This is a genomic window from Microcoleus sp. CAWBG640, assembly GCF_020883015.1.
In the GTDB taxonomy this organism is placed as follows: domain Bacteria; phylum Cyanobacteriota; class Cyanobacteriia; order Cyanobacteriales; family Microcoleaceae; genus Microcoleus; species Microcoleus anatoxicus.
Window position 1 is genome coordinate 1 of the sequence record NZ_JAHRFC010000101.1, and the last position, 14,713, is coordinate 14,713.

At 46.0% G+C, this 14,713-nt stretch carries 10 protein-coding genes and 1 CRISPR repeat array; of the genes, 5 read left to right on the forward strand and 5 right to left on the reverse strand.

Going from position 1 to position 14,713, the window contains the following annotated elements; all coding sequences use genetic code 11:
- Positions 1-601: COP23 domain-containing protein (locus AAFP11_RS26745; RefSeq protein WP_341739755.1), on the reverse strand; the 601-nt coding region annotated here is incomplete at its 3' end.
- 400 nt (positions 602-1,001) lie between these two features.
- Here AAFP11_RS26745 and AAFP11_RS26750 point away from each other — a divergent pair.
- From AAFP11_RS26750 to AAFP11_RS26770, 5 genes are all read left to right on the forward strand, one after another.
- Positions 1,002-2,924 (forward strand): N-acetylmuramoyl-L-alanine amidase, encoded by a 1,923-nt coding sequence (locus AAFP11_RS26750; RefSeq protein WP_341739756.1) that lies wholly within the window; start codon positions 1,002-1,004, stop codon positions 2,922-2,924.
- Between the two features lie 51 nt (positions 2,925-2,975).
- A complete protein-coding gene (locus tag AAFP11_RS26755) occupies positions 2,976-3,371 on the forward strand; it encodes an SH3 domain-containing protein (RefSeq protein WP_341739757.1) in 396 nt (131 codons plus the stop codon).
- Positions 3,372-3,545: 174 nt separating this feature from the next.
- Complete coding sequence (locus tag AAFP11_RS26760; RefSeq protein WP_341739758.1) at positions 3,546-3,857, forward strand: hypothetical protein; 312 nt, start codon at positions 3,546-3,548, stop codon at positions 3,855-3,857.
- Positions 3,854-7,216, forward strand: a complete 3,363-nt coding sequence (locus AAFP11_RS26765; RefSeq protein WP_341739759.1) for a response regulator — start codon at positions 3,854-3,856, stop codon at positions 7,214-7,216. Before AAFP11_RS26760 ends, AAFP11_RS26765 begins: the two co-directional genes overlap by 4 nt.
- 188 nt (positions 7,217-7,404) lie before the next feature.
- A complete protein-coding gene (locus AAFP11_RS26770) occupies positions 7,405-9,516 on the forward strand; it encodes a DNA-binding protein (RefSeq protein ID WP_341739760.1) in 2,112 nt (703 codons plus the stop codon).
- Positions 9,517-9,783: 267 nt separating this feature from the next.
- Positions 9,784-11,280: direct repeats of the CRISPR family, unit length 36 nt; unit sequence GTCCCCACTCGCTGGGGAAACTAATTGAATGGAAAC.
- Between the two features lie 73 nt (positions 11,281-11,353).
- On the opposite strand, the gene AAFP11_RS26775 is transcribed toward AAFP11_RS26770, so the two are convergent.
- The 4 genes from AAFP11_RS26775 to AAFP11_RS26790 form a co-directional block, all read right to left on the reverse strand.
- A complete protein-coding gene (locus AAFP11_RS26775; protein WP_341739761.1) occupies positions 11,354-12,133 on the reverse strand; it encodes a DUF4058 family protein in 780 nt (259 codons plus the stop codon).
- 189 nt (positions 12,134-12,322) lie between these two features.
- A complete protein-coding gene (locus tag AAFP11_RS26780; protein WP_340551113.1) occupies positions 12,323-12,631 on the reverse strand; it encodes a hypothetical protein in 309 nt (102 codons plus the stop codon).
- Between the two features lie 83 nt (positions 12,632-12,714).
- Entirely contained in the window at positions 12,715-12,900 is a 186-nt protein-coding gene (locus AAFP11_RS26785) for a hypothetical protein (RefSeq protein WP_341739762.1), read from the reverse strand.
- 516 nt (positions 12,901-13,416) lie between these two features.
- Entirely contained in the window at positions 13,417-14,598 is a 1,182-nt protein-coding gene (locus AAFP11_RS26790; RefSeq protein WP_341739763.1) for a precorrin-8X methylmutase, read from the reverse strand.
- Between the last annotated feature and the right edge of the window lie 115 nt (positions 14,599-14,713).

Consider the following 14,713-nt stretch of genomic DNA (forward strand, 5'->3'; position numbering starts at 1 on the left):
CTCGATTGCTTGGTTGGGCTTTCACAGGCGCTGGGGCTGTATTCAAAGCTCGATCGACTAAATCTTGCAAAGAAACGTACTGCTGTTCCGGTTCATCAGTAGGACGAGTTCTGGAAACTACGGCTTCACCAACACCGTTTTCGGCAAAATTGACCAAACGGGTGAGCACGGCACCAGGATTGCTGGCATTTTTGCGGTCTAGAGTAAATAGTGTATTGCTAGAGTTGCAGCGTCCACGCCCACTCACGAAACAAACAACGGGTAGGCTATTAACAGTACCTGTAGTTAACAGTAAATTACTTAAGCTTCCGCCATTATTAGCAACCGCTTGTGTCAATCTTCTGGAAACCGCTTGACAGCGCTGGCTGGGAGTAAACTCGCGACCAAATTCTGTGGTGCGCCACAGAATTATCGGGTCGGTGGTACGATTTCCTCGCTTGGCAATTGTTGCTAAGTTTCGACCTGAACCAACACATTGAAATACTGTCGTTTCGTTAGCAACCAAAGTGGCTGGACCAGCTTGCACTGTTGTTGCAGTTACCATAGTGCCCGATACTGCTAGTGCAGATAACAATATTTGTGCAATCAATTGAGATTTCATGAAAACTCCTCTTTTTTGGATGTGGTAGATGATTTTTAAATTCTCATCTAACCGTTACCTATTGATCTGAATATAGTTTTAATATTCGCCAGTATCCTCACCCTTCCGGGTGATAAATAGCTGTTTTTTTAAAGGATTTAAAAGTATTTAAATCGTCCTGATTTACAATAAATATTACCGAATATACAAAGTTTTATCTGTTTTGTTTAAAATTCAAAAAAATAGTTAATATACTGTTAAAAACATGATTTTCAGGACAAAATATATTTTTTTGTTCCGGGACAATCAGGAAACTGTGGCTACACAAAATTTCGTATTGTTGTGCAGACAAGGGATATAAAATGGTAATAAACCTGATAAAATTAGGTTAGTACAGACTCTCTATTAGCTGCGATTGAGAATGATAAAATTTTTAGCCTTAGTTGTGTTGGCGATGATTTTGGCGATCGCTCCTCTAGCTATTGCCGCCCAACCTTTGTTTGTGGCTTATCCTCCTCCTAATCACCAGACTACAGTCGATCGCATTTTTTTAATTGGCACAGCACCACCATCGGGACAAGTCTTGGTAAATGGCAACCAGATCCCCCGCACTCAAGCCGGTCATTTTGCCCCCACTTTTCCCCTACAAGTGGGAGAAAATGTCTTTATACTGCGTTACAAAAATCAGGAAGTGAAAATTAAGGTGACGCGCCAGCCAAGTCAGGCAACAATTCCTTTAGGATTGGCTTTTGCCAAGGATTCTCTGACACCGAAAGTTGATGTGGCAACTTTGCCGGGGGAATATATTTGCTTTGGGGCGATCGCACCTATGAATGCTCAGGTTTCGGTAAAATTGGCTGGGGAAATTATTCCTTTAAAAGCGCGATCGCAAGTTGAATTGCCAGATAATAAATCTGTATTATTAGGCGAAAATTCTCCTATTAAAACTGGTACTCAACAATATCAAGGCTGCGCTAAAACCCCCCCCAACCCCCCCTTAGTAAGGGGGGGCATTGAGTCGGATACCCCCTTGCTAAGGGGGGGCATTGAGTCGGATACCCCCTTGCTAAGGGGGGGCATTGAGTCGGACACCTCTTTGGCAAGGGAGGGTATTCAATCTGACACCCAAATAAATAACAGCAAAAAAGTAGATTTGGGAGTGCCTGTATTTGAACTAACCATGAATAATCAAACAGTCAGCCAGCAAGGCACGGGAAAAATTTCTATTCTTTCTCCTGCTGATTTGGAAGTAGCAGAAGTGACAGCAGAACCAGGTGTTGCCCGCACTGGCGCGAGTACAGATTTTTCTCGGATGACGCCTCTACCGAAGGGAACAAGAGCCACAATTATTGGCCGCGAAGGAGAATGGATTCGACTCGATTACGGTGCATGGATCAAAGCATCAGAAGTGAAAATTGTCAAGGATACAGTGCCGCCGCGATCGCTAATTCGCAGCGCGCGATCGCGTCAAGTTCCCGGTTGGACCGAAGTCTTATTTCCTCTAGAAATACCAGTCCCCCTCACCGTACAAGAAGGTGAACGCGCGTTCACTTTAACGCTGTACAATACTACCGCTCAAACAGATATTATTCGCCTCGATGATGACCCCGTAATTTCCCGTTTGACATGGCAACAAATATCGCCATTGCAATTACAATATACTTTTAATCTGAAATCAGCGCAACAATGGGGTTACAAATTGAGATATGATGGCACAACTTTAGTGCTGTCTTTAAAACACCCCCCTGTGAAAGCCAGCCAGATGGCTAATCCACCAGCAAAGCCGCTGTCTGGAATTAAAATACTGTTAGATCCGGGACACGGCGGGCCCGAAGATTCAGGGGGTGTCGGGCCCACAGGCTACCGAGAAAAAACTGTGGCTTTAATTGTGTCAAAATTGGTGCGTCAGGAATTGGTAAATCGGGGTGCAAATGTGGTAATGACGCGGGTGGAAGATGTGGATCTGGATTTGCCACCGAGGGTGGAAATGATTCAAAAAGAAGCACCTGCGATCGCAATTTCTCTTCACTACAATGCTTTACCAGATAACGGGGACGCGATTAATACTAAAGGTGTCGGCGCTTTTTGGTTTCACCCGCAAGCGCACAGTTTGGCAATGTTTTTGCACAACTATTTAGTTGCTAAATTGAATCGTCCTTCCTATGGTGTATTCTGGAACAACCTAGCCATGACTCGTCCTGCCGTTGCTCCATCTGTTTTAATGGAATTAGGATTTATGATTAATCCTGATGAGTTTGAATGGATTGTCAATGCTACAGAACAGCAGAAGTTAGCAGAGGCGATCGCCCAAGGTATTATCGAATGGTTTGCCTCAGTTAAATAAAAATTAGTAGTAAGGATGAAGAGTCCTTATTAACCCACGGAGATTAAATAGATGCTAAGTTTGACTCAATCCAAAGCCTTTTTCATTGCAGCGGCTGTTGCCACTTTTGGCTTTTCCCTGGTCAGTTTTCCCGTTTTTGGTAAAGAGCAAACTCTTTCAGCCGACAAAGTAGAAGCTTTAAAAGAGCAAACTAAATGCTCCTTTATTAACGTCAAAAGTGGTACTGTTAACGTTCGCAAAGGCCCTGGCAATAATTACCCGGTGGTTGTTAAACTGAAAAGAGGAGACGGAGTTAGGGCTGTTAGCAGAAAGGGAAAATGGGTGAAAATTGCGGCGAGAACTCATGGGACTGCTCCCAATGAGACTTTTGAAATTTTGGACGGTTGGGTGAACAATCAATATATCAACGGCTGTTCGGAAGATCAATTTGATATGTGGCGGAAATAGCGAATTTTCTATTGGTAGACGTCAACACCCTGTAGGGGCGGCTTCTACCAACAAGATATCACAATACACACAATCTCGAAAAAACCGCCCCCACACACTACATCAACCAGGATGTTTATCAAATTTCAAAAATGTTGGCGGGGATTTACCGTTGGGTGGGGGCGGGTTTAATAGATGGTCAATTATTCACGATTATTATTGGTGAAACCCGCCCTTACAGCGACATTTCCTGGAAACCAGGGGATTTACCGTTGGGTGGGGGCGGGTTTAATAGATGGTCGATTATTCACGATTATTATTGGTGAAACCCGCCCTTACAGCGACATTTCCTGGAAACCAGTTTTACCCATTACCAATTACCAATTACCAATTACCAATTACCCATTACCAATTACCAATTACCAATTACCCATTACCCATTACCCATTACCGATTATCAATTACCAATTACTAATCGCCAGCAACACAACCTCCTTGCTGTTATGAAAATCCCTTCTTTTTCTAACTTATTCGCCAGAGTTGCTGGGAAACTTCCCCTACGAACTGTTTTAATTGTTCCTTTCGTTATACAAATTGTCGGGACAGTGGGATTGGTGGGTTATCTATCCTATAAAAACGGGCAACAGGCAGTTAAAAACTTAGCTTATCAGTTAATAGATGAAGTGGACGGGCGCGTTGAGCAAAATCTGCAAAATTACCTGGATGTGCCTAAGCAAATTAATCAAAACCATGCAGCAGCAATTCGCACAAGGGTTTTAGACTGGAAAAATTTTTCGGATTTAGAACGCTACTTTGCACAGCAATTACAAATCTATGCCACGGTTAGTAATGTGGCGATCGCCACTGAGCAAAAAGAATTCCTTGGTGTCGAAAAATCATTGGCAAATGATTCTTTGGTGATCCGAGTTATGGATAAATCTACGGATTACGCCTTTCACCGCTATGCTGCCGATCTTCAAGGGAAGCGAATTAAGCTCACCAAAGTAAGACATGACTACGATCCGCATAACGATCCACCTAAAGGCCGTCCCTGGTATCGAGCCGCCCAGGAAGCAGGTAAAGCAATTTGGCTTCCAGTTGTTAATTTATCACAGGGAGTCGATCGTCCTTTATTGACAATTGTTAACTTTTTGCCGTTTTCTGACCCCGATGGGAATTTTCAGGGGATTTTGGCATCCTCCCTCTATCTGCCTCAGTTTGCTAATTTTCTAAAGAGTTTGGAAGTTGGACGGACAGGGCAGTTATTCATTATCGATCGCCAAGGCCTACTCATTGCCAGTTCCACAGGCGAGACACCATTTAAGCAAAAATTAGATTCAGATTATCTAAAAAACTTAAAGCCTCAAGAATGGAGACTGCTAGCTCAAAACAGTAGGATTCCCCTCACTCAGGCATCCGTTAATTTTCTGTTGACTCATCTTAAAATTTTTCCTAAAATTGAGCAAAATCAAAGATTAGAGTTTGACTTTAACCGCGCTCGCTATTTCTTACAGGTGAACCCGATCTCGGATAAATCTGAGTTGGATTGGTTGATTATCACAGTTGTTCCAGAAGCCGAATTCATGGCACAAATATATGCCAATACTCGCACGACGATCCTGCTGTGTATCGCGTCATTAATCGGGTCTACAGGTATTGGTATTATTACGGCTCGTTGGGTTACAAAACCAATTCTGGATTTAAATAAAGTTGCTAAAAATATTGCCCTGGGCGAATGGAATAAATCAATACAAATTGAACGTTCTGATGAATTGGGACAATTAACAAAGACGTTTAATCAGATGTCCGGTCAACTGAAACAGTCATTTGCAGATCTCCAATCCTTAAATGAAGCCTTAGCCCAGAGCGAGAGCAAACTGAATCAAATTCTCGAAGCGATGCCAGTGGGGGTAGCAGTTCACGATATTACCGGACAAATCATTTACGTTAATCAGATGGCCAGACAGTTACTGGAGATCGACGAAACTTTACCGTCCGCTCAAACCGAGGAATTAGCAGCAACTTATCACATTTATCAGGCCCAAACTGAGCAGTTATATCCGGCAGCAGATTTGCCAATAGTGCGATCGCTTAAAGGCGAACAGGTGAGGCTTGACGACCTAGAAATTCGGTTGAGCGATCGGATATTTCCCGCCGAAGTCTACAGTATGCCACTGTTCGACGAACAAGGGCAAATCGTTGCAGCTATTGCCGCTTTTGTTGACATCACAGAACGCAAACTAGCTGAGAAACTATTAGCCAATTACAATCGAACCTTAGAAGCCAAAGTTACAGAACGAACTGCTGAGTTAGCCCTGACTAACTCTCAATTAGAACAGGAAATTTGCGATCGTAAACAAACAGAAATCGCCCTCGCAGCAGCCAAAGAAGCCGCCGAAGCAGCATCCCTGGCTAAAAGCACATTCCTCGCCAATATGAGCCACGAACTGCGCACTCCCCTCAACGGCATTATGGGCTACGCCCAAATCTTGCAACTAGACCCAGACTGCACCGCCAAACAACAGCAAGGCGTTGAGATTATCTACAATTGCAGCGAACATTTGCTAACCCTGATTAACGACATTTTAAGCTTGTCTAAAATCGAAGCCAACAAACTCCAACTTAACCCGGAAATCTTTAATTTTTCCGAATTCCTGCAAGGAGTGTCAAAAATCTTCCGAGTCAAAACTCAACAAAAATCAATTGACTTTACCTACGAGGCTCTTACTCAACTCCCCAAAACGGTTTGTGCCGATGAAAAGCGGCTGCGCCAAGTTTTAATTAACTTTTTGTCCAACGCTGTAAAATTTACTGACAAAGGTAGTGTCACTTTCAAAGTAGGAGTCACAGACAGCCGCTATCCTGAATTAGGAATTATGCAGCATCCATCCGATGCTACTTATTCTTCAGAACTCATACCTCGTCCATCCCAGAAAATTTGCTTCCAAATAGAAGATACAGGTTGTGGCATCTCTCCCGAAAACTTAGAAAAAATCTTCTTGCCCTTCGAGCAAGTGGGAGATATTTCTCGCCAAGCAGAAGGAACCGGCTTGGGATTAGCAATTACTAAAAACCTGCTTTCTTTAATGGGAAGTGAGATTTGTGTCGAGAGCACTACCGGAATTGGTAGCAAGTTTTGGTTTTATTTAAACTTGCCCATTAGTTCAGATTTAGCCGCATCAATCTCCATCACCTCAACCAAGAGAGTCCTTGGCTATCAAGGTCAAAAACAGAAAATATTGGTAATCGATGACCGCTGGGAGAATCGGTCGGTGATAATTAATTTGCTAGAACCTTTAGGGTTTGAACTGGCGGAAGCAGCCGACGGAGAAAAAGGTTTAAAAAAAGCTGTAGAATGGCAGCCGGATTTGATTTTATGTGACTTAATAATGCCTGGGATGGATGGCTTCCGATTCATTCAAGAACTGCGACAATTACCCCAATTTCAAAGTACAACAATCGTAGCTGCATCTGCCACCGTGTTTAATGAAGACCGCCAAAAATGTTTAGAATTGGGCTACAGCGATTTTCTCTCTAAGCCGATTCAAGCGGTAGAATTGCTAGACAAAATCCAGAGTTATTTAAATTTGTCATGGATTTACCAACCAGCAGCAACCGGGTCAAAGTTGACCGAGGCTGTATCTTTAGCTGCTAGTCCGCAGGAAATGGTGGTGCCGCCCAAAGAAGAATTGCTGGTTTTGTATCAAGCAGCGAAGGGCTGTTATGTTGAAGATGTGGATTTGGAAATCAGCCGGTTGGAACAATTACACCCAGAGTACAGTTCCTTTGTTGCTAGGGTGCTGGAACTTTCAGAAGATTTTGAGTATGAAAAAATTGTCAAATTGATAGATCCATATTTGTCCTAAAATATAGTATAATGCAGCGGATTAGCTAATTTATAAATGGACAATCCAGAAAGAAAGGTTTAAATCGTTATATCTCTGATGCTGGCTGGTCTGACGGTTAATAGATTTACCAGCGGGGTCAGTTCTTCAATCAAAAATGCCAGATCCCCAATCTAAAATCGAGATCGTCGATATATATATGGAATTCTATGCAGTTGCAGCGGCAATTTAGCGGACAACTGATCGCGATCGACACTAACACGGCGATCGCCAGTGGAGGTGAAGGTCGCATCTATCCCCTCCCCCAAGACCAGTCCCTAGTAGCAAAAATTTACCACAGACCGACAGAGGAAGACGGCGACAAACTCACAGTCATGTTCAGTATGCCACCAGATGCGCCGATCGCCGCACCGGGACACGCTTCAATTGCTTGGCCACTGGATTTACTGCATACTGTGGGCGGGCGAGAAAAAATCGTCGGTTTTGTGATGCCCCGCGTCACCAAGGTGTCGCCAGTTCACACTTTCTACACTCCCAAAACCCGTCGCGAACAAAAACCCCTATTTAACTATCTTTACCTGCATCGCACCGCCCGAAATCTGGCAGCCGCCGTCAACGCCCTCCATGTACGGGGTTACGTGATCGGCGATGTGAATGAGTCGAATATCCTCGTCACCGACACAGCTTTAGTAACCTTGGTAGATACGGATTCCTTTCAAGTACGCGATCCCTATACAGGTTACGTTTATCGGTGTCCCGTGGGGAAGCCAGAGTTTACACCACCGGAATTGCAGGGAAAAACTTTTCGGGATATTGACAGAGCCCCAGAACATGATTTGTTCGGCTTAGCGGTGCTGATTTTTCAACTACTGATGGAAGGTACGCACCCGTTTTCGGGAGTTTATCTCGGTACGGATGAACCGCCGCCCTTAGAAGCGAGAATTCGATCGGGCCATTTCCCCTCTGGCACCAAGCGAATTCCCTATCGCCCCATGCCCGCAGCACCAGCTTGGGAAATGCTGCATCCCCGACTGCGACAGATGTTTATCCGCTGTTTTGAGGATGGGCACACCAGTCCTTTGGCGCGCCCGGATGCCAAAACTTGGGTAAATGCGCTGCGGGAAGCGGAAGATGCTCTAATTACTTGCAGCAGAAATAATCAACATAAATACGGCAATCATCTCAGTCGCTGTCCTTGGTGCGATCGGGCAAAACTGCTCAGAGGGCGCGATCCATTCCCCTCGCGGGAAGCAGTCCGCAACGGAGTGAACTTGCAGCCTGCGAAAAATCAGCGTCAGAAGCCCAAACCCCCCGCTGTTGTACGGGAGACCGCAAGATCCAGACAACAGCCTTCTACGGGACTGCCACGGTCTCTAGGTCAATACCAGCCGCCACTGTTGCCGATGCCGATGTCTTCTCGGACTCCGCCTGCGACAGTACCTGTTAGCAAGTTGGAACGGGTATTTCAGGATGCAGGTTGGGGTGGTGTTTGGGGCGGTTTGTGTTTGGCGGCGGTGGCGGGGGTATTTTCGGCGATCGCTGAGGGTGGTGGGGCGATTTTGGGGGCGATTTTTGTGGGTTCGATTTGGGGGGCTTTTTTTGGGATGATCTGGGGGGTTTTGGCTGTGCCTCCGAATCAGGTTTTGCGGAAGTGGGCGGGAATTTTGATTGGGACTTTGTGGGGGGCTTTTGTGTTGGCGGCGATCGGGGGTGTGGTGTTTGGGGCGATTAGTGAGAATCCGGCGATCGGCCGAGGAATTTGGTCTGGTGTGGGGGTGGGTATTGTCTGGGGCTTGGTTTGGACAAGTTTTAAGCCTCCTCTGATAGTGCCGATGGGGAGGGTTTGGGGCCGGCGGGGAGCGTTGTTGGGGGCGGTCTGGGGGGCGTTTTTGGGGACTTTGGCTGGTGTTTTTTTGGGTTCGGGGTTGGTGGTTTGGCAGCAATATAGTGGGACGATGACTCCGGGGAATCAGTTTGCCAATTTGTTGTTGGTGGTGGCGATCGTGGCGGCGGGGGTGGGTTCCCTTGGTGGTACGGTTTCTGGGAGTTTGTTGGGTTTTTGTGGGTTTGCGCCGAAGTTGCCGGTGTCGTTTCAGCCTTCCGGGGTGAGAGGGGGGTTTTTGGGAGGGATTTGGGGCAGTTTCTTGGGTGCGATCGGGGGTGCTGTGTTGGGTGCGGGTTTGTCGGTGGTGTTTCCGGCGATGAGTGTTGGGGTGGCGGGGGAGTTGGCGCCTGTTGCGGGTGCGATCGTCGGTGCGGGTTTGGGGGCGATTTGGGGGGTGGTTTCGGGTATTGTGTGGGGGGCTTTGGGGAAGTGGTGAATGCTTTTGGGTGGGAATTCCGTGAATGGGTAGGTGTTAAAATCGAGGTGTTAAATTTTGGGGCTATAGTATGTGTGGTACAAGGGTTTGAGGCACTTAGTCTGAAAAAAAGATTCACGGAAAGGCTGAAATTCATGTGTGGAAATGGTTTTAGGGTTATATGAAATTTTTGGGATTGACAGGTCGAGGGTTGAAATGGTACTTTTGTTTTAAGTTCACGGAACTGAACGTTGAAAATCAAATACAGCAAGGGTTCTGGAGCGGGCGGTCCCCACTCGCTGGGGAAACTAATTGAATGGAAACGAGAAAGAGTCGTTATTGTTGCGATCGCCCGGTGCGTCCCCACTCGCTGGGGAAACTAATTGAATGGAAACGCATTTGCTCTTTGGAATAGGATTCAGCCATCTTTGTCCCCACTCGCTGGGGAAACTAATTGAATGGAAACTCTCTTTGGCGAGTTCCATCCATTCTGCGGTAATCAAGTCCCCACTCGCTGGGGAAACTAATTGAATGGAAACTCGACTTTCTTAACTAAAATACTGGCAATTCCTAGCGTCCCCACTCGCTGGGGAAACTAATTGAATGGAAACCGATCGCAGCAACAATAGCAGCACTGCGACTTTCCCGTCCCCACTCGCTGGGGAAACTAATTGAATGGAAACCTATTAATTTAGCTACAGCAGCATATGCGGCAAAGTCCCCACTCGCTGGGGAAACTAATTGAATGGAAACTGCGTCATTTCCTAGTGCTGCGGCCAACTCCCCTAAAGGTCCCCACTCGCTGGGGAAACTAATTGAATGGAAACCTTCAAGGCTGAGATTGTCAACACACTGCATCATTCGGTCCCCACTCGCTGGGGAAACTAATTGAATGGAAACCGATTCTCCCGTACTGGGCCTCGACTCGGCGTAATACAGTCCCCACTCGCTGGGGAAACTAATTGAATGGAAACCCCAATGAACCATTGCGCTGCTTTCTTACTATTAGTCCCCACTCGCTGGGGAAACTAATTGAATGGAAACTTATATATGGCAGCTTTCACGAATGGTACCGGTGGCAGTCCCCACTCGCTGGGGAAACTAATTGAATGGAAACTTATCAAGCTCCTTCTGATTGAGGATAGAGGAAAAAGAACCGCGTCCCCACTCGCTGGGGAAACTAATTGAATGGAAACGTTCCGCCACGCACCCAAATCTTAGTTCCATCATCGTCCCCACTCGCTGGGGAAACTAATTGAATGGAAACATCAAGAATGGAAAGCAACCTGCAACTAAGCGCAAAGTCCCCACTCGCTGGGGAAACTAATTGAATGGAAACCTGCCAACGCAGTAAACTCGATCGCCGGTGTAAGTAATTGAAGTCCCCACTCGCTGGGGAAACTAATTGAATGGAAACCTGTAATTTGCTCATTTTGGTTTGTTGGGGTGAGTAGATACGTCCCCACTCGCTGGGGAAACTAATTGAATGGAAACCCTGCCCCAATTGAGCGATTTTCATGCCTGCTTCAAGTCCCCACTCGCTGGGGAAACTAATTGAATGGAAACTCGATCGCCCAGATAACATTCTCTGCCTTCTCGATCGCGTCCCCACTCGCTGGGGAAACTAATTGAATGGAAACTTACAGTATGTTTACATCCAAAACTACTTTCTTTTTGTCCCCACTCGCTGGGGAAACTAATTGAATGGAAACGCAGGGATATAAGTGAAGGAAGCTTCGCCAACTTTTCGTCCCCACTCGCTGGGGAAACTAATTGAATGGAAACTTGGTGCTTTTTATCTACCCCCTCCCAATAAAGGCCGCAATTACACTAAATCCCTATTAGGGATTGATTGGTGTCATGGCTTCCTTGCGGTAAGTGTTTCATTCATCCAAACAGTATCCGATTCTGACAAAGCGGGAATTGGGGGGCGACTGTAATCAATTCTTAAGTCATAGCTCCCCCGATCGTAAATCTCGTCTAGCAATGACTTTAGATCGATCGCTGGTTCTGGTTCATCAGCCTCTAATGGTACTGGGAATTCAGGAATTTTATCTCGCACGCTTAAGCTGTAAAGTAGAGCCTTTGGACGAGTTTCGCTATGACTCACCACGATTCGATAGTGGCTTTGCTCAAAATCTCCGACCATTTCCATCGATTTCCCCTGGCGCAACAAATCGATTTCAACAAAGTGAGTTGCGCTACCCAAAATTTTTAACCGCTTTGTTTCGTATTGCAACCGCCCGATTCCCACCTGTTTGTTTTTTGGAGAAAGCACCTCAATGATGGTCACAACTTCCTCGGTTTCCACGGCATGAATTTCTAGGTATGCTTCCGTCAAAGTCTCTGGCAAGGGTAGTAATACTTCTGTAGGTTGCGTTTTTACAGCAACCGCGAGATTGGATGCCGGAGATTGAAGAGCTGATGGTGTACTTTGTACTGAGATATCCGGTACACCTATTAGCAAAGTCATATCTTCGTTCACCTCGTATACGCGCTCCTCAATGGCAACAATGTACTTCGGGCGAAGCTTAGGGCCGAGGTCATTGGCAAGAGCGGTAATTAGCCGATGGTGAATTCCCGCCCACAGGGAAGGATGCTCTAAATAGGGATTCATACCCGGAAAGGGATTAGTCATAAAAAAATTCTTATTCGTGCTGGTGTAATTATAGCCACAATTAAACTAAACCCCTATTAGGGATTGAAACAAGCCGCAGGCAGTGATCGAACGATCAGCATCGGCAAATTAGATACATAAACTAAAAAGCTGCCAACCCAACAGGTGACAGCTTTTTAGTAGCCGTGTTTGCGATCGCAACGATCGAGCTTAATCGAAGCCAGTCCGACCAATACCCATTTGCAAAAGCATGGTTTTCACATCCTCAAATAATTGGCCGCAGTAGTAATACTGCTTGTGGCGTAAATCGGCTAGATAGTAACCGGCTTTACCGGCATTGAGCCGAAATAGCTCGGTAACAACCTGCTGCTTTGAGATGCCATAATGCAACTCAAAGTCTTGAAAATCTACTGCGAAAGGCAGGGGGTTATAAAATATTTCGCCTTTTTTTAACGCCCACCCGCCCGGTTTGCGTTCTAAGATACGGATGTAATCGGGACAGACAACTGCATCAGACATACGACGTTACATATCTTATGAAAAAGTTTGCGACCGCCCTCAAGGTGGCTCTTGAAGGCGGTCTAAGAAAGACTAGCTAGGCGCTAGTTGTCCGAGGTGGGTTCCTCGGATTCAGAAATAGGGATATCGAGAATAAACTCTTCTTCCCCGTCCTGACTCACTCTCAACCAGCCAACCTGCTCCGTTGGGTCGGCTGGCGAGTAAACCGGGAGGTAAGTCACCTCCACCTCTGTATCATCCGGTTTGTGTCCGTTTCCTGTTTGGGTCATTTTTCACCTCCTGAGTGAGGGTATGAACTGTTTTTCCTCACAATCTAATTTTAGCCTCATTCCCTAAAAGTGTTAACCACTTTTAGGGATTTTGATGTACTGATAAGAATCAAGTCTCCGCTGGCGATCGCATCCAGCAGTTGCCCGGTCGAGCCTTCATGGTTGTATGTATACCCAAGTATTAAGGCGATTTCCTTGAGCTTTTCGGCGGTATTCGACCCGACCCTTGCGTGTAGGTTTTCTCTGTTTAACTTTTTTCTTCCTGCCATAACTGCAAATTATTGATAAAAGTGGTTTTCAGTTATAGAATAGCATTCTAGAAATTATTGAAAATTTCCTTGAGCCGCAACTACACTAAATCCCAATCAGGGATTGAAACTGCGAAATAAATAATTTAGGATTTACGCAGTGTTTAGAAACCGAGTTTTTTTACAAAAATACTTGATTATCAACCGCAGATTCGGTAAAAAACCCGGTTTCTGATCCCCATCGTCTGATAACTCTCAAAACAAATTTTCACTTCAAATGACAATGACAATTCGGCTTTTCAATCAAAGACTCAACCAAAGCATTCAAAGCCACCGCCGCCAACAATCCACCGCCAAAAGTCCCAACAGTCGTAATATAAGGAACACCCGATCGCACTAAACGCCGTTTTGCCACAGGAGAATGACTAAAACCGATCGGCATACCAATCACCAAAGCCGGTTGCAACTGCCCACTCTCGATCGCCTCACAAACAGCCATCAACACAGAAGGCGCATATCCAATCACCAATATACATCCTGGTTCGAGCTTTAACAACCGTTGAAACCATGCCCTTTCCTGCCAAAATTCCTGTTCCGCTTCCGCAGCAGCATTAATGTGAGGGTCATCAATCAAAGTTTCAATACTTGTCCCCAAATGTGCTAATCTAGTGAGATCCAAAGCAGCACAAACTGGCGACACATCAGCCACAATTTGACAACGATTTTTCAAAGCTTCCCGCGCCGATTGAATCGCAGTTTCGCTCAACTTCACAAACGGCAATAGGGAACAATCACCACTAGCTAATACCAGTTTTGAAAGCAAGTCTACCTCAATTTCAGAGCGATCGCTCAAATCCGGCAACAAATGCTGCAAAGATTCCTCAAAATTCTCCGGGTGAGAATGCGCCACAGCATCCCAACTCTCCCACAACTGTTCCAACTCACCCAATCCCCCCTCAGTTTCCCCCTGCAACAGCCTCATTTGCGACAGTGCGCCCGCTTGCACCGCTTGACAGGAGAGATCCCGCCCCAGCAAACCTTCCAGCGCTAAAGCCGTTTGTCGGAGGCGAACTATCTGCCCAGTAACAGAAAGATACTGTTGCTGTAGAGTCGCCATCAGCGCATCAGGGGAAGCATCCCCATCAGTTTCTAACAACTTGCGGATGTGAGAAAGCTGAAAACCTTGCTGTTTGAGTGCGACAATTTTTTGCAGTTTCTGCACGTCGCTGCGGGTGTAGAGTCTGTAGTTAGAGGTCGATCGCACTGCGGTCGAAAGCAGCCCCAAGGAGTGATAATGTCTTACCATCCGGGGGGTGACAGCACCTTGAACTGCTTCTGTAAGTTGTTTGATTGTGAGGTATTTTCGCATTTGATTTTGGGATGCTTGGATTGTATATTGGGCCATCGCATTCACCCACAGTCCTAGGAGTGAATCAATTCCCCGTCTCATAGCAAAAGTCGGTTAAAACCGACTGAAACATTAAATGCAACTCTCAACTCTCTTCAGTCCTCTTTCAGAGGACTTGCGCTATGAGACAGGGATTTCAATCCCTGTCGGGCTGTCG